Origin of the sequence: Rhodococcus indonesiensis, assembly GCF_047782815.1 — a bacterium.
In the GTDB taxonomy this organism is placed as follows: Bacteria; Actinomycetota; Actinomycetes; order Mycobacteriales; family Mycobacteriaceae; genus Rhodococcus; species Rhodococcus indonesiensis.
The window spans coordinates 1,218,784-1,240,108 of sequence record NZ_CP180630.1 but is presented as its reverse complement, the minus strand read 5'-3'; the positions used below and the strand labels follow the sequence as shown (position 1 = coordinate 1,240,108).

Sequence of the window (21,325 nt, the reverse complement as noted above, 5' to 3'; positions counted from 1 at the left end):
CAACTACTGCTCGGGCATCCGCACGTCCCGGGGGTCGATGTCGTCACGCAGCCCACGCCAGCTCGGATGCCAGAGCTTGCCGGCGTCGGTCCATTCCCGGAACCGCACCTCCCCCACCAGTTTCGGGGTCACCCACACTGCATCCCGCGCGTCCTCGCGCGGAACGTCGCCGACGAAGGGGGTGGTGCGGCGCCGCAGACCGGACAGGGCGGCCGACAGTTCGGCGAGCTGCGGTTCGTCGAAGCCGGTGCCGACACGGCCGACGTACTCCAGTCCGGCCTCTCCGTGCACGCCGACCAGCAACGATCCGAAAGTGCCGGCACGAGCCCCCTTCCCGAGGCGCCAGCCGCCGATGACGACGTCCTGCGTGAGCCAGTTCTTCGACTTCACCCAGTCGGGGCTGCGTCGGCCCGGCACGTACACCGAGCTCCGCCGCTTGGCCACCACACCTTCCCAGCCGCGCCGGGTGCTCTCCTCGAGCGCCTCGGTTCCGTTGCCACGCAGCAAGTCCGGCACGATCAGCCCGTCGGCCGCGGCCGCGAGCGCATCGAGCACGCGTCGCCGGTCGGCGTAGGGCTTGCGGTAGAGGGTCACCCCGTCGAGGTAGAGGACATCGAACACGAAGTACTGCGGGGTGCCACCGGTCCGTAGCAACGGAAAGCTCGTGACGCCGTGGGAGTCGCACGCGACCACCTCCCCGTCGAGGACGACGTCGTGTCCGTCCAGGACGCGGGTGAGGTCGGCCAGGGCGGGGTAGTCGCCCGTGATGTCGCGACCGGACCGCGAATGCAGCCGCAGCTGCCCGTTCTCGATCTCGGCGACGGCGCGGTAGCCGTCCCACTTTCCTTCGAAGGCCCATTCGTCGGCGTCGAGCCCGGTCACCTCACCCGGTGTCGCGAGCATTGGCTCGAGGTCGCGCGGCAATCCCGTCGACGGACCCGCCTGCACGCCCTGGTCCTTCATGCGGTGGGCGAGCCACTGGTTGCCGGCCGTGCGGATCAGCGCATACCTGCCCTGCACCCGCCCGCCGTGCAGGCGCACGATCACCTCGTCGTCGCGCCACTTCTCGGTCTCGTAGGTGCCGGTGTCCCAGATCGTCATGCTGCCGGCGCCGTACTCCCCTTTGGGGATGACGCCGTGGAAGGTGAGGTACTCGAGCGGATGGTCCTCGGTGCGCACCGCGAGGTTGTTGCGGCCCGGGCCGTCCGGCAGGTTCTTCGGTACCGCCCACGACGCGAGCACCCCGTCGCGTTCGAGCCTGAGGTCGTAGTGCAGCCGGCGAGCGTGGTGTTCCTGGATGACGAACGAGTCACCCGGCCCGGAACCCACTGCGGAGGGAACGGGTTCGGGCGTGCGGGACGGATCGCGTTTGCCCCGGTACTCGGTCAGGGCGTCGGGCTCGGGCAGCGGCGGGTCGAGGTCGGCGAGCGGGTCGGGTCCGGTGTCGAGTCGCGCGAGCACCTCGTCGAACCGCAGCTGGCGCAGTCCGGGATCGTCGAGTTCGTCCCAGGTGCGGGGTGCGGCGACCCACGGTTGCTCGCGACCGCGCAGGGAATACGGGGCGATGGTCGTCTTGGCCTGGTTGTTCTGGCTCCAGTCGAGGAACACCCGGCCGCCACGCGCGGCCTTGGCCATCGTCGCGGTGACCAGGTCCGGATGCAGCGTCTCGAGGTTGATCGCCACCTGCTTGGCCACGGCCGACGCCCCACCCGGCGCGAGTTCGCGGTCGAGCGGAACATACAGGTGTATCCCCTTGCTGCCGCTGGTGACCGGGTAGGCCGGCCAGCCCAGCCCGCCGACCATGTCGCGCACCAGCCGGGCCACCTCGGCGCACTGGACCAGCGTGACCCCCGCCCCGGGGTCGAGGTCGAACACGATCCGCGTCGCAGGGCCCGGAACGGAACCCGCGAACCGCCACTGCGGCACATGCAATTCGAGTGCCGCCTGCTGCCCGAGCCAGGCCAGGGCCGCGACGGAGTCGAAGACCGGATAGGTGACCGACCGCTGCTTGTGGTGAACCGTCTTGCGGGTGAGCCACTTCGGCGCGTGGGAGGCGACGTTCTTCTCGAAGAACGACTCGCCGCCGACACCCTCGGGCCACCGCTTGCGGGTGCCGGGCCGGCCCGCGACGTGCGGCAGCATCACCGGGGCCACGGCCACGTAGTAGTCGACCACGTCGGCCTTCGTGGTGCCCGTGTCCGGGTAGAGCACCTTGTCGAGGTTCGTCAGGTTCAGACGACGGCCTTCGAACGTGCGGGTCGTCATCGCCTCATTGTGCCGAGCGGAGCCGGCGAGCGGGCAGTTCTCGCGCCGGCCTCCGCGTGTCGCCCGCGAAAAGTGCTTCCTCGGCGCAGCTCATGGGCGACTCAGCAGTACAGCTCGGCGAACCGGCGCAGCGAGGCTTCGATGTCGCCGTGCAGAGCCCGCGCGACACCGGAACCGATCGGCCCGAACAGCGGCGCCCCGCCCAGGTCGATGTTCAGGCTGAGCACGGAACCGACCCCGGCCGCCCGGACCGTCATCCGCAACTTGAAGCGGGTGCCGCCCTTACCGGAACCGTGCAGGACGAGATGGTGCGGCGAGTCGATCTCGCGGACGGTCCACGCGACCCGGTTGCGCATGCCCTTCACCGACACGACCGACTCGGCGGTGGTGCCGACGACGAGTTCGCTCGGCAGGTCGCTGCGCCACCCGTCGTGGATGGTCAACCATTCGTCGAACCCGTGCAGATCCGATGCGCGCACCCAGGTCACGTGCGGTTCGAGCGGGAGATCGGTCGATACCTCGAGTTTGGCCATGCCCGGCAGCGTAGACGCCGAAGCGCGGGCCCGGGGTGATCGACCCCGAACCCGCGCTTCGTGGGTGTTGCCTAGTGGGCGACAGCCTTTTCGACACCGACACCGGTGAGCGAACGGACCTCCATCTCGGCCTGCTTGGCCGGGTCCTCCAGCTTGCGGCGGCCGATGAAGGTGCCGACGACGCCGAGGGCGAAGGCCAGCGGGATCGACACGATGCCGGGGTTGGAGAGCGGGAAGAGTGCGAAGTCCACGTTCGGGAACATCGAGGACGGCTTGCCGGACACCGCCGGGGAGAAGGCGATGAGCAGCAGGCAGCTGATCAGGCCGCCGTAGATGCTGAACAGGGCGCCGGTGGTGTTGAACTTCTTCCAGAACAGCGAGTACAGCAGCGTCGGCAGGTTGGCGGACGCGGCAACCGCGAAGGCCAGAGCCACCAGGAAGGCGATGTTCTGCCCCATCGCCAGGATGCCCAGCACGATCGAGACCACACCGATGACCACGACGGTGATGCGGGAGACCCGCACCTGGTCCTCCTCGGAGGCGTTGCCGCGCTTGATCACGCTGGCGTAGATGTCGTGGGCGAAGGACGCGGACGCGGTGATCGCGAGGCCGGCGACGACCGCGAGGATCGTGGCGAACGCGACGGCCGAGATGATGCCGAGGAAGATGGTGCCGCCGAGTTCGAAGGCGAGCAGCGGGGCGGCCGAATTCTCCTTGCCGGGGGCGCCGAGGATGACGTCCGGTCCGACCAGCTTGGCGGCGCCGTAGCCGAGCACCAGGGTGAACAGGTAGAACCCGCCGATGAGGGCGATGGCCCAGGTCACCGAGCGACGTGCCTCCTTGGCGGTGGGCACGGTGTAGAAGCGCATCAGCACGTGCGGCAGGCCGGCGGTGCCGAGCACCAGGGCGATGCCGAGCGAGACGAAGTCGAGACGGGTCATGTCGCTGATGCCGTACTTGGCGCCCGGAGCGAGCACGTCCCGGCCGGCGACGGCCTCGTTGGTGGAGCTGTTGACCATCGCCTGCGCGTCGGCCAGCAACTGCGAGAAGTTGCCGCGGACCGCGAACAGCACGAGCACGAACATGATGCCGGCGCCGGCGACGAGCAGCACGGCCTTGACCATCTGCACATAGGTGGTGCCCTTCATGCCGCCGACGAGCACGTACACGATCATCAGGACACCGACCACGGCGACGACGATGCCCTGGCCGAGCTTGCCGTCGATGTTGAGCAGCAGCGCGACGAGGCCACCGGCACCGGCCATCTGGGCCAGCAGGTAGAACAGCGACACCGCGAGGGTGGACAGCGCGGCGGCCATACGCACGGGCCGCTGCTTGAGCCGGAAGCTCAGCACGTCGGCCATGGTGAATCGGCCGGTGTTACGCAGCAGTTCGGCGACGAGCAGCAGGGCGACGAGCCAGGCGACGAGGAAGCCGATGGAGTACAGGAAGCCGTCGTACCCGTAGACCGCGATGGCGCCGGCGATGCCGAGGAACGACGCGGCCGACAGGTAGTCACCGGCGATCGCGAAGCCGTTCTGCGGGCCGGAGAACTGCCCGCCGCCGGTGTAGAAGTCGGAGGCCTTCTTGGTCGAGCGGCTGGCCCGGATCACCAGGCTCATCGTCACGACGACGAACGCGACGAAGATCGCGATGTTGAACAGGGGGTTGCCGACGTCCGTGGCACCCTGGGCCAGAACTGTCACATGCGCGAGCGCATTCGTTGTCACTGGGCCGGTCCTTCCAGCTCTTCGCGGATCGCGGCGGAGCGCGGATCCAGGTCACGATTGGCGAACCGCACGTACAGCGCGGTGATGACGAATGTCGATACGAATTGGCCGAGTCCGAGGATCAGGCCGAGGTTGATGTTGCCGATCACCTTGGTCGCCATGAAGTCGGCGGCATAGGTGGCCAGCAGGACGTACACGAAGTACCAGGTGAGGAAGAGAGCCGTCATCGGGAAGACGAACCGCCGGAGCCGGCGGCGCAAGTCCTGGAACTCCGGACTCGCCTGCATGTCGACGAAGTCCTGCGCATCGGGCGTGCGGCGTTCGATCGCCCCGCCCTTGCCGAGGTGAGCTGTGGTCACTGCCGACTCCTTGGTCGTGGCTTCAGGGATCGCCCCTGTGAGGCGTACTACCAGTAGAACGTAGTGAGACGCGAGTCACACGGGAAGGAGGTGGCACCGGTCACACGGTGAGCTGTCGCCCGGTGCGGCGAACGGTCTGCCGGGCGCGACGAGTGGCGGCTCAGCGCTCCCCGCGCGGGGACGGCCGTCCCGGTCCGAGAGGCTCCGCCGGAACGCCGGTGTCCTCGAACGCCCCGAGTTCCCGGTCCCTGCCCATCCCGAGCCGCTCGGGCACGTGCATGCGGGAGAAGACCCGGCCGACGTCCGCCGGGACGCGAGTGCGGGTGGCGAGGCTGACGACGACCATGGTGACGAACGCGAGCGGCACACTCACCGCGGCCGGGTAGCCGACGAGGGCGGCGACCCACCCGCCACCGGCCTCGGGATCGATCCGTACCAGCACGACGACCAGCGCCGCGCCCCCGGCCACCACCGCGCCGGTCACCATGCCGGCGGCCGCGCCGGCGGCGGTGAGCCCGCGCCACCAGATACCGAGCATCAGCAGCGGGCACAGCGTGGAGGCAGCCACCGCGAACACCAGGCCCACGGCCCGCGACAGGTCCAGCGACGTCACCGCCAGCGACAGCCCGAGGGGCACCAGACCGGCGAGGACGGCCGCGATCCGGAAGTCGCGCACGCGTCCCCGCAGCACGTCGGTGGAGAGCACGCCGGCGACGCTGACCAGCAATCCCGAGGACGTGGACAGGAACGCCGCGATCGCCCCTGCCGCGACGAGCGCGGCGAGCAGCTGACCGCCCACCCCGGAGAGCACCGACCCCGGCAGCAGCAGCACGGCCGCGTCGGAGCGGCCCGTGATGAGCAGTTGCGGCACGTACAGGCGTGCGAACACCCCGAGCAGCGTCGGGAACAGGTAGAACACCCCGAGCAGGGCGATCACCGCGAGCGACGTCATGCGGGCCGCACGCCCGTCCGGGTTGGTGTAGAAGCGCACCAGCACGTGCGGCAATCCCATCGTGCCGAGGAAGGTGGCGAGGATCAGCGAATACACCTGGAACATGGGGTGGGCGCCCCCGATCCCTCCGCCGGGGGCGACCCAGTCGTCGTTGGTGGCCGGCGCCCCGGCCACTACCGGCACGGCCGCACCGGGTTCGAGCACCAGCGCCGTGCCAGCGGCCACCTCATGCTCGCCGGGGGCGAGCAGCACGGTGCCGTCCACGGTCCGTCCGTCGACCCGGCCGGTGGCTGTGACCGCGAGGGGCTCGCCGACCTGGACGACGACATCGGTGGTGACGTCGACGGTGGTGCGCTCGGTGACCGTCGGCGGCGCCGGCTGTCCGACCGCGCGGTCGTCGTCGAAGAAGTGGACGGCGAGCACGAGGGCGGGCACCGCGACGGCGGTGAGCTTGAGCCAGTACTGGAACGCCTGGACGAAGGTGATCGAGCGCATGCCGCCGCCGACGACGTTGCCGACGACGATCAGGGCGACCGCGACGACGCCGACCCAGTCGGGAACCCCGAGCAGAATGTTCAGCGTCAGTCCCGCGCCCTGGAACTGGGGGACGAGGTAGAGCACACAGACGACGGCGACGATCACCATCGAGAGGGTGCGCAGCCACCGCGCACCGAGCCGGAACTCCGCGAAGTCCGGCACGGTGTAGGCGCCGGACCGGCGCAGCGGGGCGGCGACGAACAGCAGCAGACCCAGGTAGCCCGCGGTGAAGCCCACCGGGTACCACAGGGCGTCGGCGCCGTACTTGGCGATGAGTCCGGCCACGCCGAGAAACGAGGCGGCGGAAAGGTATTCACCGGAGATCGCGGCGGCGTTCCACCGGGGTCCGACGCTGCGGGAGGCGATGAGGAAGTCGGAGGTGGTGCGGGCCAGCCGGACTCCGTAGATGCCGATCGCGACGGTGGCGGCGGCAGCGGCGACGAGACCGACGACGGTGGCGACGGGGATCGAACCGGTATCCATGAGCCGCTCAGTCGTCGACCAGGTCGGTGAAGTCCTGCTCGTTGCGTTCGGCCAGGCGGACGTAGAGCCGGCCGATGCTCAGCAGCAGCGGATATCCGACGAACCCGAGCAGCAGCCACGGCAACCGGATGCCGAGCACGGTCACGTCCGTCAGGTGCGGCACGAAGTGGAACAGCACGGGCAGGGCGCACAGCAGGCACACCGCGACGAGCGCGAGCCGCGCGGCGAGGCCGAGCTGGGCGCGGACCAGGCCGCGCACCATCGCCTCCCCGACCTCGGTCTGTTCCTGGACCTCCACGCGGGTGCGCACCATGCGGGCGCCGCGGCGCTGGGCGAGCACCACCCGTTCCCGCGGCGGCGGGCCGCCCGAACCACGCGGCGGCGGGCCGCCCGAACTGCCGCCCGAGCTGCGCGAGGGTGAGCCGCCGGACGGACTCATCTGCTCGTCCAGGTCTGCATCGGGCCGCGGATCAGGCGGTCCTTGAGTTCGCGGGTGTGACGACGGCTCACCGGCAGTTCGACGGCCGGCTTGCCCTCCTCGGCGCGCAGGCACACCACGAGGCCGGAACCGACGCTGCGGATGCCGGTCACCAGGGGCAGCGCCACGAGGTAGGAGCGGTGCACCCGCAGGAACCCGGCGTCGGCCCAGCGGCTCTCGAGCGTGGAGATGGGGATGCGCACGAGGTGGGAGCCGGTGCCGGTGTGCAGGCGCGCGTAGTCGCCGTCGGCCTCGACCCACTGCACCGACGACCGGGGCACCAGGGTGGTCACGCCGCCGAGTTCGACGGGGATCACCTCGTCCGAGGTCGCTGCCCCCGTGGCAGCGGATTCGGTTCCGCGGGTGCGGCGCTCGGCGATGCGGCGCACCGCCTCGGCGAGCCGCTCCTCGCGCAGGGGTTTGAGCAGGTAGTCGACGGCCCCGAGGTCGAACGCCGCCACGGCCCGGTCGTCGTGTGCGGTCACGAACACGACGGCGGGCGGGTTCGCGAAGTTGCGCAGGATGCCGGCGAGCTCGAGGCCGTCGAGGCCGGGCATGTTGATGTCGAGGAACACCGCGTCGATTCCGCCGTCGCGCAGCAGCCGCAGCGCGGTCGTCGCCTCGCCCGCGGTGTGGACGTGGCCGATCTCCTCGCGCCGCCGTAGCAGGTACGCGAGCTCGTCGAGGGCCGGCGGTTCGTCGTCGACGGCCAGCACGGTGAGGGTGTCGGTGGTGTCGTTCACAGCCGGTCCATCGTGCCATGCCGGACCGCCTGAGCGGAGCGGACCGGGCGACTCGCGCACAGGGTGACCGGGTGACGGAAGGGTCGCGTCATGCCCGGATCCCGGGACGGAACTTCGGTACCCGCATGCTGACCTTCGTCCCGGCCCCGGGAGCCGTCTCGACGACGAGGCCGTAGTCGTTGCCGAACGCCGCGCGCAGGCGGTCGTCGACGTTGGCGAGTCCCACATGCGCCGCCTCCTTCGCGCTGGTGCGACCTTCTCCCTCGGCGTCGAGGTCGCCCGAGCGCAGGAGTTCGGGGTCCATTCCGACGCCGTCGTCCTCGACGCTGATGACGCAGTCGGTGCCCTCGTCCGCGGCAACGATGCTGATGGTGCCGGTGCGGGTGCTCTTGCCGGCGATGCCGTGCCGCACGGCGTTCTCGACGAGGGGTTGCAGGGCGAGGAACGGCAGCACCACGTTCAGGACCTCCGGCGCGACCTGCAATCGCACCTCGAGGGCGTTGCCGAAGCGGGCCCGTTCGAGCGTGAGGTAGCGGTCGATGTTGCGCAGTTCGTCGGCGAGCAGCGTGTACTCCCCGGCCGCCCGGAACGAGTACCGGGTGAAGTCGGCGAATTCGAGGAGCAGTTCGCGGGCGCGTTCGGGGTCGGTGCGCACGAAGGACGCGACGGTGCCGAGGGCGTTGTAGATGAAGTGCGGGCTGATCTGCGCGCGCAGGGCCCGCACCTCGGCGCGGTCGAGGCGGGCGCGGGAAGCGTCGAGTTCGGCGAGTTCGATCTGGCTGCAGGCGTAGCGGGCGACCTCGGTGAGCACACCGAGCAGGGCCGGCCCGGGTTCGGTGGTCGTGACGACGCCGAGCGCGCCGACGACCCCGACGCCGTCGATGACGAGTGGCTGTACGACGACGGCCCGGGCAGCCTGATCGTCGGCGCCGCGCCGGAGGTCGCCGTGACCGACAAGGACGCGCCGGTCCTCGGCGATCGCGCGATGTGCGGCGGCGAGCAACTGCTCGGACAGCCCCTCGAAGGGGCCGCTCCACGCCAGGCAGGTGCCGTCTGCGTCGACGAGCGCGACGGCGGGCGTGCCGGTGAGGGAGCGCAGGTGCGGGGCGGCCTCCTGCGCGGACGTCGCGTCGAGGCCCCGCCGCAGCGGCCGCGCGGCGAGCGACGCGGTGTGCAGGGTGGCGTGCACGGCGCGCTCGGCCGGGGTGGTCAGGCCGCGCCGGGTGCGCAGCCACAGTGCGGCGACGCCGGCGACGACGAGCAGCGCGACGGCGAGCAGCGCGACGACCGTCCCGTTCACCGCGTCACCGGTTCCGGCCGGTGTTCGGGCATCCGGCCGGAGACGAGGGCTGAGCGCGTGCACGGTCGAGCGGGTCGGTCATGGCTCCACGCTACGAGTTGCCGCGTGTGCAGAGCACGGGAAGGGGCAGGAAACCGAAGCCGGCGCGGCCACGAACCGGCCGTGGGAGACTTCCGGGGGTGACCGCTCGACGTGGGCCCCGCCCGTTCGACTACTCGCTCGACTACGCGAATCTCGACCTGCGCCGGCAGCCGCACCTCTACCGCGTCGGCCGTGGGGAGCAGGGCGTGCTGAAGGTCGAACCGTACAAGTCGGAGCTGCTGCCGCACTGGCGATTCGCGACGGTCGAGCAGGCCCGTGCAAGTGCCGAGACGATCCTGACGATGTTCTTCTCGTATCTCGACGAGGGGGATTTCGTCGGCGCGGACATGGCCCGCAAGTTCCTCCAGATGGGGTACACGCGGGCGCGGCGGTATGCCGCTCGTCCGGGTGGCCGCAAGTACGACGGACCCGTCCCGCGGGACCGCCGGGGCCGCAGCGGTGCCCACGGCCGCGCGGAGCTCCCCCGGGGTCCCGAGGACGAGGAGAAGGCTGCGGCCGCAGAGGTGTTCAAGCAGGCGTGGGACCGTGCCGCGGCGGAGCCCCGGTACGTCGAACAGCGGCGGAAGCACCGGGACCTGTACGGCTGATCGTCTGCCGGCCTCCGGGCGAACGGTCAGCGGCGCCGCCGGTTGATCCGCTCCTCCGCGGCCGCCTCCTCGATGTCGAGTCCCTCCAGCACCGTGCGCAAGGTCTCGTCGTCGAGGTCGCCGTCGTCGCGCGCGGCGATCAGAGCCTGCCGCTGGGCACGCAGCACCGAGCGCCGGAGCGTTTCGAACAGTGCGGCCGCTTGCAGCACGGACGGGTCGCGTTCCCCCGCGTCCTCCACCTGTTGCGCCTCGGCGCGGGCCTGCATCGACCGGTTCACCCGGTCGAGGATGCGCTGCAGGTCGTCGGCGTCCACGCCGGCCGGAGGATTCGCTCCGAGCTCGGCGAGATGCTGTCGTGCCGCCGTGGTCGAGATGGTCCGCGCGAGTTCCAGCTGTTCCTCGGTGTAGAGCCGCTCGTAGGGGTCGGCGACGTTCAGCGCGCGGATGAGTGCCGGCATCGTCGCGCCCTGGATGAGCAGCGTGCCCACCGCGACGACGAATGCGATCACCTGGACGATCTCGCGTCCGGGAAACGGCTCGCCGGACGCGAGGACGAACGGGATGCCGCCGGCAGCGGCGAGGGTCACGACCCCGCGCATCCCGGCCCAGGAAATGACCAGGTATTCACGTCCGCTGAACTGGTCCCGGCCCAGCCGGTCCAGGCCGATGCTCCGCGTGAGGCGTCGCCGCGCCCAGTGCAGCAGCACCCACAGGGGACGCACGGCGATCACCACGCCGAGGATCGCGAAGCCGTAGAGGAAGGCGACGTGGACGTCGAGTCCGTTGTCGCGGACCTCGTCGATCACGAACTTCAGTTGCAGACCCATGTAGGCGAAGACGAACATCTCGAGCAGAATGTCGAGGCTTTCCCAGACGGCCCGCTCCTGGATCCGGGTGGCCACCGACGCGTCGGTGGCGCGGTGCCCCATGTACAGCCCGGCCGCGACGACGGCGAGCACGCCGGAGGCCCCGATCTCCTCGGCGGCGAGGTAGGCGGTGAACGGAAGGACCAGCCCGAGCACGGTTTCCAGCGGAGAGTCGTACATCCGGCTGCGGATCAGGTGCACCACCGTGGCGAGCAGCAGGCCGATCGCCACGCCGCCGATCACCTCGTAGCCGAAGAACGCCACCGGGGAATCCGTGGCGAACACCCGGGTGCCGGCGACCGCCGACACCGCGACCGCGAACAGTGTCAGGGCGGTCGCATCGTTGACCAGGCCCTCACCGGTGAGCACCGCGATCACCCGCTTGGGCAGGCCGAGCTTCCGGCCCACGGCGACGGCGCTGACCGCGTCGGTCGGCGCGACCACCGCACCGAGCACCAGCGCCGCCCCGAGGGTCAGCTCCGGGACGAGCCAGGACGCGGAGAGCGCGACGGCGAACGCCGTCGCGAGAACCGTGAAGATGCCGAGCCGCAGGATCGGGGTGAGGTGTCTGCGGAACGTCGCGACGGAGAAGCGCAGCGCCGCGGAGTAGAGCAGCGGGGGCAGCACCACTCCGAGGATGACGTGGGGGTGGAGCTCGAGCCGCGGCATTCCCGGAATGAAGGACGCGAGCGAGCCGATGGTCACGAGGACGAGGGGGGCCTGCAGGTTGCTCCGGTTGGCGAGACCGGTGACGGCGATGGCGGCGATGACGACGAGCAGAATCCAGGTCCCGTTCACCCGTCGATTGTGACGTGGGCGGGGGTCCGGCGCCGTCGGAGGAGCCGGTGGCCGGGCAGGCGCGTCAGGAGTGCGACGGGGTACCTCGGCCGGATCGGACTCGTCATCCTGCACCGCACCCTTGACACGTCCCGAGAAACGAACTTATATTCACTTTGAGTGAATGAGTATTCATTTTACTCGCGTACGTCTCGAAATCCGACGCACCCCGCCCCGAAGGCCCAGCGGTGCCCCAGCAAGGAGTCGACATGGATCTGGCGTTGACGGAGGAGCAGCAGAGTTTCCGGCAACTCGCACGCGAGTTCCTCGACAAGGAGGTGATCCCGCACCGGGCCGCATGGGACCACGCCGAATCGGTCGACATCTCGATCGTGCCCAAGCTCGCCGAGATCGGGTTCTTCGGGCTGACCATCCCCGAGGAGTACGGCGGCCTCGGCAGCGACTACATCACCTACTGCCTCGGCATGGAGGAACTCGGCCGTGCCGACTCCGCCGTGCGCGGCATCGTGTCCGTCTCGATGGGCTTGGTGGGCAAGGTGATTCTGTCCCACGGCACCGAGGAGCAGAAGCACGAGTGGCTGCCACGCATCGCTTCGGGTGAGGCGCTCGCGTGTTTCGGCCTCACCGAACCCGACAACGGCTCCGACCCCGGACATCTGAAGACCCGCGCGGTGCGCGACGGCGACCACTACATCGTCAACGGGTCGAAGATATTCATCACCAACGGAACCTGGGCGAACCTGTGCCTGGTCTTCGCGCGCACCGGCGGCCCGGGACCGAAGGGCGTGTCCGCCTTCCTCGTTCCCACCGACACCCCGGGTTTCGAAGCCCGGGAGATCCATGGCAAGCTCGGCCTGCGCGGCCAGGCCACCGCCGAGTTGTACTTCACCGACATGAAGGTGCCCACGAGCGCGCGGCTCGGCGAGGAGGGGCAAGGCTTCTCGATCGCCATGCACTCGCTGGACAAGGGCCGGGTCTCGGTCGGCGCCGGCTGCGTCGGCATCATCCAGGGCTGCCTCGAGGCCGCCGTCGACTACGCGACGAACCGCAAGCAGTTCGACCGGCCCATCGCCTCGTACCAGCTGATCCAGGACATGATCGCGGACATGTCCGTCGACGCCGACGCCGGCCGCCTGCTGACCTGGCGGGCAGCCGATCTCATCGAGCGCGGAGAACCGTTCGGCACCGCCGCATCCAAGGCGAAGTACTTCTGCAGCGAGGCCGCGGTGCGAGCCGCCAACAATGCGATCCAGCTCTTCGGCGGTTACGGCTACGTCGACGAGTACCCCGTCGCCAAGTACATGCGCGACGCCCGCGTGATGACCTTGTACGAGGGCACCAGCCAGATCCAGAAGCTGCTGATCGGCCGCGCCGAGACCGGCATCAGCGCGTTCCTCTAGACCGTCCACGACGGCGGACCCGGGTATCGACGGCAGAGCCGGGGGTCGTCACCACATCGGCGGGCCGTCGGACGGTGGTAGATCACGCACAGCGCTCGGCCAGGGTCTCTCGGTCGAGCGCTGTGCGTGACCGGCCTCGGAGGTCCGAGGCGGAGGCGCCAGGCAGGAGACCCGGGCCGAGCCCTGGCACCGCCTCGACGCGCACCCTTGACAGAGTGACGTGCACCACACTACCGTTCGGGTCGAACACAATGAATGAACATTCATCCACTACGAATTTGTGTTCATTGACGTTGTCGCTCCGACGGGGCCGACCCGCCCCAGCGAAAACTCGCCCCATGACACACACGGAGTTCTCATGCCCCCTGTCTCGGCCGACTGGACCAGTACGCAGCATCGACGCTCGGTGACGTGGATCGTCGCCCTCGCGACGGCAGCGCTCGTCTTCGACGGATACGACCTGGTCGTGTACGGAACCATCCTCCCGATCCTCATGAAGGATCCGACCCAGCTCGGTGCCGTCTCTGCCGAACAGGCCGGGATGCTCGGCTCGTACGCCCTGATCGGGGTCCTGATCGGCGCCTTGCTCGCCGGCGCCTTCGGCGACCGCGTCGGCCGCCGAAAGCTGACGCTGATCAGCATCACGTGGTTCTCCGTGGGCATGGCCGCCGCGGCGATGACCCACTCCGTCACGATGTTCGGCGCCATGCGACTGCTCACCGGGATCGGCGTGGGTGGACTCATCGCCACCGCCGGTGCAGTGGTCGCCGAGTTCGCGCCGCCCAGCAAGAAGAACATGTACAACGCGATCGTCTACTGCGGCGTCCCCCTCGGCGGTGTCATGGCGTCGCTGCTCGCCCTGCTGCTGCGGGACGCCATCGGCTGGCGCGGCCTGTTCTGGATCGGAGCGCTGCCCCTCGTGATCCTGCTGCCGCTCGTGCTGCTGAGGCTTCCCGAGTCGCCCCGCTGGCTCGTCGCCCGTGGCCGGATCGACGAGGCCCACGCGATCACCGCACGCACCGGCATCCCGTCTCCGACCGCCGAAGAACTCACCGTCGAGCGGGCGGGCGCCCAGAAGGTCGGATTCGCCGCGCTGGCGACCCGCCGGTACGCGCTCGGCACCGCACTGCTCGGCCTGATGAGCTTCGGCGGCATCATGCTTACGTACGGGCTCAACACCTGGTTGCCGAAGATCATGGAGAACGCCGGGTTCGACGCGAAGAACTCGCTGGCGTTCCTACTAGTGCTTAACGGCGGCGCGATCGCCGGCGTTGTGCTCGCCTCGCGGACGGCGGACCGCACCGGCCCGCAACGGGTCATCGTCGCCACGTTCCTGCTCGCGGTGCTGTCGCTCGTCGTGCTCACTCTCGACCTGCCGCTGGCGGTGCTGCTCGGCGCGGTCGCGGCTGCCGGCATCGGTGGGATCGGCACCCAGATCCTCATCTACGGCTTCGTCGCCAACTACTACTCGACCACGGCACGCGCCGCCGGCGTGGCGTGGTGCGCCGGATTCGGCCGTCTCGGTGGGATCTTCGGGCCGCTCGTCGGTGGGCTGATCCTCGGCGCCGGACTGAGCAGCAGTATCGCCTTCTACATCTTCGCGGGCATTGCGCTGCTCGGCGCGGGCCTCACCGTGCTGGTACCCAACCGTCACGAGGCCCTCGCGACGAGCCCGAGCGGGACGCGCCGGGCAGCCGCCTCCGCCATGGTGACCGTCGACTGACCGCACTCGGAACGGGGCGGGTCCGTGGATTCGGACCCGCCCCGTTCGTGCGTCGACGTCGGATTCTCTGCTCGCTCAGCTCCAGTCGTAGAAGCCGCAGCCAATTCCATTGCCCGGTCGATCGACTCGGAGTCGGCCACGCCCTCCTCGAGCATCCGGATCGCTTCCGGTCGGAGCAGCACGCCGAGGCGGCTGGTGGCGAAACCCGGCGAATCGCGCGCCACCACGGGCATCTTGCCGAGCAGCCGCACCCAGTCGCGACGTCGTGTACCAGCGCATCACCGCGTCGTCGGATACGACGCGCTCGGCGTCGGCGAGCACGCGCCTCTTCGGACCGGGATCCTCGGGCGCCGACTCGACGAGCAGACGGGTGCCTTCGGGCAGCTCGGTCACCGACGCGACGAACGCGACCCGGCCGGCCACCACATCGAGCGGATCGACGAGCGTGCCGCGCTCTCCCGCTCGGAACAGACTGTCCGTCAGACACTTTCGCGCGTCACCCAGGTCGCCGGCCTCGGACACGGTCACGGTCGCCCCGAGCGCGGCGAAGGCCTGGGTGATGCCGACGCCATGCGGCCTCCGCCGACTACGGCAACACGGTCGGGAAGTCCTGCCATCTGCTGGCCCTCTTCTCCAGAATCGGGTCGGGTGCTTTCTGTCTGCCCACCTTTTCGCCTGCGGCAGGACTTCGATCATGGTGGATCTCCGTTCCGAACCGGAGTCCGTGTGACCCTTGACACCCCCTCCCAGTGAATGTACGTTCATATTTAGTGAAGAACAATTCATCAGACATGAACGTTACTTCAATTCCTGACCCGACCCGCGTTGACGAGGAGTCATCATGACCGTGTTCGAGGACATCACCTACGAGATCGACGGCCCCGCGGCCATCATCACGATCGACCGTCCGCACCGCTACAACGCGTTCCGCGGCAAGACCGTCGAGGAACTCATCAAGGCGTTCCGCGCCGCGTGGGCCGACAGCCGGGTCTCGGCGATCATCCTCACCGGCGCCGGAGAGAAAGCGTTCTGCACCGGCGGCGACGTCAAGCAGCGCGCCGAGACCGGCGACTACGGCCCCACCGAGAGCGGCATGTTCGAGATCGGCTACCTGCACAAGTTGATTCGCGACATCCCGAAGCCGGTCATCGCCGCGGTCAATGGTGTCGCCGTCGGCGGCGGGCACGTGCTGCACGTACTGTGCGACCTCACGATCGCCTCGGAGAACGCCAAGTTCGGCCAGGCCGGCCCGAAGGTCGGATCGTTCGACGCCGGTTTCGGCTCAGCCTTCCTCGCCCGCGTGGTCGGCGAGAAGCGCGCCCGCGAGATCTGGTACCTGTGCCGCCAGTACGACGCCGCCACCGCCGAGCGCTGGGGCCTGGTCAACTGGGTCGTGCCGCAGGACAAGCTGCTCGACGAGGCCAAGGCGATCGCCGCCGAGATCGCCGAGAAGAGCCCCACCGCCATCAAGTTCCTCAAGCAGTCGTTCAACGCGGACACCGACCACCAGGCCGGCCTGAGCAACCTCGCGATGTCTGCGCTCGACCTGTTCGGCAAGTCCGACGAGGGCCTCGAGGGCGCCCAGGCCTTCGCCGAGAAGCGGCCCGCCGACTTCGCCAAGTTCGTCAAGGCCTGATCCCGATCCCCCACTTCGGATTTCCGAGAGGACCCCTCATGAGCAACATCGCACTGGTCACCGGCGCCGGATCCGGCATCGGCAAGGCCATCGCACTGGCTTTCGCCGCACAGGGCGACCGCGTGGTCGCCGCCGACCTCGACCTCGCCGCCGCCGAGGCCACCGCCAAGGAGTACCCCGAGCTGATCACCGCCCTGCCGGTGGACATCGCCGATCGCGCCCAGGTCGACGAGCTGCGCGAGCGCACCCATGCCGAGGTCGGCGTGCCGAACGTGCTCGTCAACGCCGCCGGCTGGGATCGCACGGATCAGTTCCTCAACGCCACACCCGAATTCGCGCAGAAGGTCGTGGCGATCAACTACCTCGGCCCGGTACACGTGTGCAGCGCCTTCCTGCCCGGCATCATCGAAGCCGGCAAGGGCGGCCGCGTGATCAACCTCGCCTCCGACGCCGGCCGTGTCGGCAGCTCCGGCGAGTCGATCTACGCCGGAGCGAAGGGCGGCGTCATCGCGCTCACCAAGTCCCTCGCCCGCGAGATGGCGCGGCACGGCATCAACGTCAACTGCGTGTGCCCCGGCCCCACCGACACCCCGCTGTTCCAGGCGCAGGACGAGAAGCTCAAGGCCGCACTGATCAAGGCCATCCCGTTCCGCCGGCTCGCCCGGCCCGACGAAGTCGCCGCCCCCGTGCTGTTCTTCGCGTCGGAGGCCGCGTCGTTCGTCACCGGTCAGGTGATCAGCGTCAGCGGCGGCCTCACGATGGCCGGCTGACGCGGGCCACCGAGGAAGGACGGACACCATGAGCGCGTCGTACAACGCCCGGGCCTACCGGGAGTACTTCGAGAACGACTTCACGTACCTCAACGGATTCCGGCGCAACACCAAGCGTTACGCGAACCAGATCGCTCTGAGCGACCCCGGCACCGGGCGGCAGTGGACCTACGCGCAGTTCGGGGAGCGCGTCGACCGGATCGCGACGGGCCTGGCGGACGCAGGGGTGCGGACCGGGGACGTCGTCGCCTACCAGCTGTTCAACGGCGTCGAATTCGCCGAGCTCTACCTCGCGACGCAGGCCGTGGGGGCGGTCGGCTCGCCGGTGAACTTCCGGCTGGCGGCCGGCGAGACGGCGTTCGTCCTCGACAAGTGCACCCCTGCGGTGTTCGTCTACGACACCGAACTCACCGACATGGTGCAGGAGGCGTTGCGGCTCGCAGCGCACACCCCGAGGGTGATCGTGGCCGTCGGCGACGGCGCCACGGTCGAAGCCGCCGGCGTCACGGTGATGCGGTACCGGCACCTGGCCGCCGACCGCATTGCACTACCGCCGCTGCATCGCACGGTGTGGGACGAGACCACCCGTCTCTACACCTCCGGCACTACGGGCATGCCGAAAGGCGTGCCGCTCAACAGCATGATCGAGATCTTCAGCGCGCACGACGTGATCATGCACTTCCCGCTCGGCCCCGACGACAAGACGCTCAACATGACCCCGTGGTTCCACCGCGGCGGCCTGCACGCGGGCGGGCCCAACCCGACGTTCTACGTCGGCGGTGAAGTGGTGCCGCTGCGGTCGTTCGACGCCGACCGGGTCCTCGACCTCGTCGCCGAGTACGGACTGACCTTCCTCATCGGCGCACCGACCAATCTCGCCATGCTCGCCGCCGCCCAGGAGGCACGCCCCCGCGACCTGTCCAGCCTGCGCGGCATCGTCACGATGGGCGCGCCGCTCGAGAAGGAGGCGGCGCTGCACTACCAGAAGGTGCTCAACCCCCGGATCTTCAACGGCTACGGCACCACCGAAGCGTTCTGGAACACCTTCCTGCGGCCGGCCGACCTGCCCGACCGCGCCGGCAGCGCCGGTCGCGCCTGCACCGACGACGACGTACGCGTCGTGCACGTCTACCCGGATCGGCTCGCCGAGCCCGACGACGTCGTCGCGCGTGACGGCAACGACGTCGGTGAGGTCATCGTCCGCTCCCCCAAGTGTGCCAACGCCTACTTCGACACCCCTGACCAGGAGAAGGCCAAGTTCGATCAGGGCTGGCTGCACATCGGCGACCTCGCCACCTGGGACGCCGACGAGTTCGTCACCATCGTCGGGCGCAAGGACGACATGCTCATCTCCGGCGGCGAGAACGTCCACCCGGTGCAGGTGGAAGAGGCACTCAACGCCCATGCGCAGGTACAGGATTCGCTCGTCGTCGGAGTTCCGGACGAGAAGTGGGGACGCATCGTCGTCGCCTACGTCGTCGCGGCGGATCCCGCGCTGACGGTCGAACACCTCGACGCCCACTGCCGCTCCCACCCGATGCTCTCGTCGTTCAAGCGGCCGCGCGCCTACCGGTTCGTCGAGACGCTGCCCGTCTCCCCCACCGGCAAGAAGCTGCATTACAAGGCCACCGAAGCCGCCGCAGCCGAGTTCGCCGCCGGCCTCTTCTCCACTCCCTCCGACTCGAGGATGACCCGATGAGCACCGCCACCACCCTCCCCGAGTTCGATGCCCGCGACCCGCTCACCATCGACTCGCTCTACTCCGACGACGAGCTCGCCGTCCGCGACACCGTCCGCAGGTTCTGCACCGAGCATGTCGCTCCGCACATCGCGGAGTGGTTCGAGGCCGGGGACCTGCCCGGGATCCGGGAACTCACCCGCGAATTCGGCAAGCTCGGTGTACTCGGCATGCACCTCGAGGGCTACGGGTGCGGCGGTTCGTCCGCCGTGCACTACGGCCTCGCCTGCCTGGAACTCGAGGCCGCCGATTCCGGCATCCGCTCGCTGGTCTCGGTGCAGGGCTCGCTCGCGATGTTCTCGATCTGGAACAACGGTTCCGAGGAGCAGAAGCAGCGCTGGCTGCCGGGGATGGCGGCGGGCGAGATCATCGGCTGCTTCGGCCTGACCGAACCGGACGTGGGCTCCGACCCTGCCGCAATGAAGACCCGCGCCCGCCGGGACGGGTCCGACTGGGTCCTCGACGGTCGCAAGATGTGGATCACCAACGGCTCCATCGCCGACGTCGCCGTGGTCTGGGCGAACACCGACGAGGGCGTGCGTGGCTTCGTCGTGCCGACCGACACACCCGGTTTCAGCGCGAACACGATCAAGCACAAGCTGTCGCTGCGCGCCTCGGTCACCGGCGAACTCGTCCTGGACAACGTGCGCCTACCTGCCGACGCGCTGCTGCCCGAGGGCAAGGGCGTCAAGGCGCCGCTGCAGAGCCTGTCCGAGGCGCGGTACGGCATCATCTGGGGTGCGATGGGCGCGGCGCGCTCGGCGTGGGAGGCCGCGCGCGACTACTCGATGCAGCGCACCCAGTTCGGCCGCCCCATCGGCGGATTCCAGCTCACCCAGGCCAAGCTCGCCGACATGGCCGTCGAACTGCACAAAGGCCAGTTGCTGTCGCTGCACCTCGGCCGGCTGAAGGACAGCGTCGGGCTGCGGCCCGAGCAGGTGAGCTTCGGCAAGCTCAACAACACCCGCGAGGCCATCGAGATCTGCCGCACTGCGCGAACCATCCTCGGCGGCAACGGCATCTCCCTCGAGTACCCCGTCATCCGGCACATGGTCAACCTCGAGTCCGTGCTCACCTACGAGGGCACCCCCGAGATGCACCAGCTGGTGCTCGGTCAGGCCTTCACCGGCGAAAACGCCTTCCGCTGACAGGAATCCCACCATGAACGCACGATTGATCCACGAGTCCGAGCACCTGCAGTTCCGCGAGGTCGTCCGGAACTTCGTCCGAGACAAGATCACCCCGGTGCACGAGGACTGGGAACGGGCGAGCTGTCTCGACCGGTCCCTGTTCACCGAGGCCGGCAAGCTGGGCCTGCTCGGTTTCCCGGTCCCGGAGGAGTACGGCGGCCCCGGCGTCGACGACTTCCGCTACAACGCCATCCTGATCGAGGAGGTCAACCGGGCGGGCAACGCCGCCGCCGGGATCGCGTTCTCGCTGCAGAACGACGTCGTGCTGCCGTACCTGACCGACATGACCACCGACGAGCAGAAGGCCCGCTGGCTGCCCGGCGTGGTCAGCGGCGAGACCGTCCTCGGCATCGCAATGACCGAACCCGGCACCGGCAGCGACCTGACTGGCATCCGCACCTCCGCGGTGCGCGACGGCGACCACTACGTGGTCGACGGCGCCAAGACGTTCATCTCCAACGGGCAGAACGGCGACCTGTTCGTCGTCGCGACCCGCACCTCCGACGACCCGCACAAGGGCCTGACCCTGCTCGTCGTCGAGGCCGGCACCGCCGGTTTCTCCCGTGGGCGCAATCTGGAGAAGATCGGCCTGCACGCACAGGACACCAGCGAGCTGGCCTTCACGGACATGCGGGTCCCGGTCGCGAACCGGCTCGGCGAGGAGGGACAGGGCTTCTACCAGCTCGTGCACAACCTGCCGCAGGAACGGTTGTCGCTCGCGATCGGCGCGGTCGCCGCGGCGGAGGGCGTGTTCGCCGAGACCCTCACCTACGTCAGGGAGCGCAAGGCGTTCGGCAAGCCGGTCTCGAGCTTCCAGAACACCCAGTTCGTGCTGGCCGAACTGGCCACGGAGCTGGATCTGGCCCGCACCTTCCTCGACGACTGCATCGCCGAGCACGTTGCCGGCGAGCTCACCGCCGCCCGCGCGGCGCGACTGAAGTGGTGGGCCACCGAACTGCAGGTCCGGGTCGCGGACCGGTGCCTGCAGTTGCACGGCGGCTACGGGTACATGCGCGAATACGCGGTGGCACGCGCGTTCGTCGATGCCCGCATCCAGACCATCTACGGCGGCACCACCGAAATCATGAAGACGATCGTCGCCAAGGATCTCGGGATCTGAGCGGCCGTCCCGAGC

Annotated in this window: 19 protein-coding genes; 8 read left to right on the top strand and 11 right to left on the bottom strand. The window is 69.4% G+C overall.

Features of this window, described 5'->3' with window-relative positions; all coding sequences use genetic code 11:
- Window positions 1-3 precede the first annotated feature (3 nt).
- The 8 genes from ACM26Y_RS05865 to ACM26Y_RS05830 all read right to left on the bottom strand — a co-directional run bounded on the left by ACM26Y_RS05865 (window position 4) and on the right by ACM26Y_RS05830 (window position 9,380).
- Entirely contained in the window at window positions 4-2,265 is a 2,262-nt protein-coding gene (locus ACM26Y_RS05865) for an ATP-dependent DNA ligase (protein WP_416062897.1), read from the bottom strand.
- A 101-nt stretch (window positions 2,266-2,366) separates the two neighbouring features.
- Window positions 2,367-2,798, bottom strand: a complete 432-nt coding sequence (locus tag ACM26Y_RS05860) for an SRPBCC family protein (RefSeq protein ID WP_416062896.1) — start codon at window positions 2,796-2,798, stop codon at window positions 2,367-2,369.
- Between the two features lie 71 nt (window positions 2,799-2,869).
- Window positions 2,870-4,504, bottom strand: a complete 1,635-nt coding sequence (locus ACM26Y_RS05855) for a cation acetate symporter (RefSeq protein ID WP_003936339.1) — start codon at window positions 4,502-4,504, stop codon at window positions 2,870-2,872.
- Window positions 4,505-4,524: 20 nt separating this feature from the next.
- Window positions 4,525-4,887, bottom strand: a complete 363-nt coding sequence (locus ACM26Y_RS05850) for a DUF485 domain-containing protein (protein ID WP_003936340.1) — start codon at window positions 4,885-4,887, stop codon at window positions 4,525-4,527.
- Between the two features lie 160 nt (window positions 4,888-5,047).
- A complete protein-coding gene (locus tag ACM26Y_RS05845) occupies window positions 5,048-6,859 on the bottom strand; it encodes a cation acetate symporter (RefSeq protein WP_003936341.1) in 1,812 nt (603 codons plus the stop codon).
- 7 nt (window positions 6,860-6,866) lie between these two features.
- Window positions 6,867-7,172, bottom strand: a complete 306-nt coding sequence (locus ACM26Y_RS05840; protein ID WP_416063620.1) for a hypothetical protein — start codon at window positions 7,170-7,172, stop codon at window positions 6,867-6,869.
- Window positions 7,173-7,294: 122 nt separating this feature from the next.
- Window positions 7,295-8,080: a LytR/AlgR family response regulator transcription factor gene (locus tag ACM26Y_RS05835; RefSeq protein WP_289377691.1), complete on the bottom strand. Its 786-nt coding sequence runs from the start codon at window positions 8,078-8,080 to the stop codon at window positions 7,295-7,297.
- 88 nt (window positions 8,081-8,168) lie between these two features.
- On the bottom strand, window positions 8,169-9,380 hold the full coding sequence (locus ACM26Y_RS05830) for a sensor histidine kinase (protein ID WP_054372889.1): 1,212 nt from the start codon (window positions 9,378-9,380) through the stop codon (window positions 8,169-8,171).
- A gap of 179 nt (window positions 9,381-9,559) precedes the next feature.
- Between ACM26Y_RS05830 and ACM26Y_RS05825 the strand changes: the two genes are divergently transcribed.
- A complete protein-coding gene (locus tag ACM26Y_RS05825) occupies window positions 9,560-10,069 on the top strand; it encodes a DUF4385 domain-containing protein (RefSeq protein WP_289377693.1) in 510 nt (169 codons plus the stop codon).
- 26 nt (window positions 10,070-10,095) lie between these two features.
- Here the strand turns inward: ACM26Y_RS05825 and ACM26Y_RS05820 are convergent, their stop codons facing one another.
- Window positions 10,096-11,733: a Na+/H+ antiporter gene (locus ACM26Y_RS05820; RefSeq protein WP_416062895.1), complete on the bottom strand. Its 1,638-nt coding sequence runs from the start codon at window positions 11,731-11,733 to the stop codon at window positions 10,096-10,098.
- Window positions 11,734-11,981: 248 nt separating this feature from the next.
- Between ACM26Y_RS05820 and ACM26Y_RS05815 the strand changes: the two genes are divergently transcribed.
- Both ACM26Y_RS05815 and ACM26Y_RS05810 read left to right on the top strand, forming a co-directional pair.
- Window positions 11,982-13,133 carry an acyl-CoA dehydrogenase family protein gene (locus ACM26Y_RS05815; RefSeq protein ID WP_416062894.1) on the top strand — a complete coding sequence of 384 codons (1,152 nt, stop codon included), beginning with the start codon at window positions 11,982-11,984 and terminating at the stop codon, window positions 13,131-13,133.
- Between the two features lie 358 nt (window positions 13,134-13,491).
- Window positions 13,492-14,856: an MFS transporter gene (locus ACM26Y_RS05810; protein ID WP_416062893.1), complete on the top strand. Its 1,365-nt coding sequence runs from the start codon at window positions 13,492-13,494 to the stop codon at window positions 14,854-14,856.
- On the opposite strand, the gene ACM26Y_RS05805 is transcribed toward ACM26Y_RS05810, so the two are convergent.
- Both ACM26Y_RS05805 and ACM26Y_RS05800 read right to left on the bottom strand, forming a co-directional pair.
- Window positions 14,784-15,011, bottom strand: a complete 228-nt coding sequence (locus tag ACM26Y_RS05805) for a hypothetical protein (RefSeq protein WP_407040662.1) — start codon at window positions 15,009-15,011, stop codon at window positions 14,784-14,786. The genes ACM26Y_RS05810 and ACM26Y_RS05805 overlap by 73 nt on opposite strands.
- A complete protein-coding gene (locus ACM26Y_RS05800) occupies window positions 14,932-15,384 on the bottom strand; it encodes a hypothetical protein (RefSeq protein WP_407040661.1) in 453 nt (150 codons plus the stop codon). Before ACM26Y_RS05800 ends, ACM26Y_RS05805 begins: the two co-directional genes overlap by 80 nt.
- A gap of 313 nt (window positions 15,385-15,697) precedes the next feature.
- Between ACM26Y_RS05800 and ACM26Y_RS05795 the strand changes: the two genes are divergently transcribed.
- Genes ACM26Y_RS05795 through ACM26Y_RS05775 form a run of 5 tightly spaced genes read left to right on the top strand, consistent with a single transcriptional unit; the run spans window position 15,698 to window position 21,310 of the window.
- Complete coding sequence (locus ACM26Y_RS05795; RefSeq protein ID WP_407040660.1) at window positions 15,698-16,492, top strand: enoyl-CoA hydratase-related protein; 795 nt, start codon at window positions 15,698-15,700, stop codon at window positions 16,490-16,492.
- Between the two features lie 38 nt (window positions 16,493-16,530).
- Window positions 16,531-17,262: an SDR family NAD(P)-dependent oxidoreductase gene (locus ACM26Y_RS05790; RefSeq protein ID WP_003936353.1), complete on the top strand. Its 732-nt coding sequence runs from the start codon at window positions 16,531-16,533 to the stop codon at window positions 17,260-17,262.
- A gap of 28 nt (window positions 17,263-17,290) precedes the next feature.
- Complete coding sequence (locus ACM26Y_RS05785) at window positions 17,291-18,961, top strand: class I adenylate-forming enzyme family protein (RefSeq protein ID WP_416062892.1); 1,671 nt, start codon at window positions 17,291-17,293, stop codon at window positions 18,959-18,961.
- Complete coding sequence (locus ACM26Y_RS05780; RefSeq protein ID WP_003936355.1) at window positions 18,958-20,148, top strand: acyl-CoA dehydrogenase family protein; 1,191 nt, start codon at window positions 18,958-18,960, stop codon at window positions 20,146-20,148. Before ACM26Y_RS05785 ends, ACM26Y_RS05780 begins: the two co-directional genes overlap by 4 nt.
- A gap of 13 nt (window positions 20,149-20,161) precedes the next feature.
- Window positions 20,162-21,310, top strand: a complete 1,149-nt coding sequence (locus tag ACM26Y_RS05775; protein WP_003936356.1) for an acyl-CoA dehydrogenase family protein — start codon at window positions 20,162-20,164, stop codon at window positions 21,308-21,310.
- Window positions 21,311-21,325: the final 15 nt, after the last annotated feature.

Bases quoted from the DNA above. Each gene is read 5' to 3' on its own strand.
- ACM26Y_RS05865 (WP_416062897.1), bottom strand. From the start codon at position 2,265: ATGACGACCCGCACGTTCGAAGGCCGTCGTCTGAACCTGACGAACCTC.
- ACM26Y_RS05860 (WP_416062896.1), bottom strand. From the start codon at position 2,798: ATGGCCAAACTCGAGGTATCGACCGATCTCCCGCTCGAACCGCACGTG.
- ACM26Y_RS05845 (WP_003936341.1), bottom strand. From the start codon at position 6,859: ATGGATACCGGTTCGATCCCCGTCGCCACCGTCGTCGGTCTCGTCGCC.
- ACM26Y_RS05840 (WP_416063620.1), bottom strand. From the start codon at position 7,172: ATGGTGCGCACCCGCGTGGAGGTCCAGGAACAGACCGAGGTCGGGGAG.
- ACM26Y_RS05815 (WP_416062894.1), top strand. From the start codon at position 11,982: ATGGATCTGGCGTTGACGGAGGAGCAGCAGAGTTTCCGGCAACTCGCA.
- ACM26Y_RS05810 (WP_416062893.1), top strand. From the start codon at position 13,492: ATGCCCCCTGTCTCGGCCGACTGGACCAGTACGCAGCATCGACGCTCG.
- ACM26Y_RS05805 (WP_407040662.1), bottom strand. From the start codon at position 15,011: ATGCTCGAGGAGGGCGTGGCCGACTCCGAGTCGATCGACCGGGCAATG.
- ACM26Y_RS05795 (WP_407040660.1), top strand. From the start codon at position 15,698: ATGACCGTGTTCGAGGACATCACCTACGAGATCGACGGCCCCGCGGCC.
- ACM26Y_RS05790 (WP_003936353.1), top strand. From the start codon at position 16,531: ATGAGCAACATCGCACTGGTCACCGGCGCCGGATCCGGCATCGGCAAG.
- ACM26Y_RS05785 (WP_416062892.1), top strand. From the start codon at position 17,291: ATGAGCGCGTCGTACAACGCCCGGGCCTACCGGGAGTACTTCGAGAAC.
- ACM26Y_RS05780 (WP_003936355.1), top strand. From the start codon at position 18,958: ATGAGCACCGCCACCACCCTCCCCGAGTTCGATGCCCGCGACCCGCTC.
- ACM26Y_RS05775 (WP_003936356.1), top strand. From the start codon at position 20,162: ATGAACGCACGATTGATCCACGAGTCCGAGCACCTGCAGTTCCGCGAG.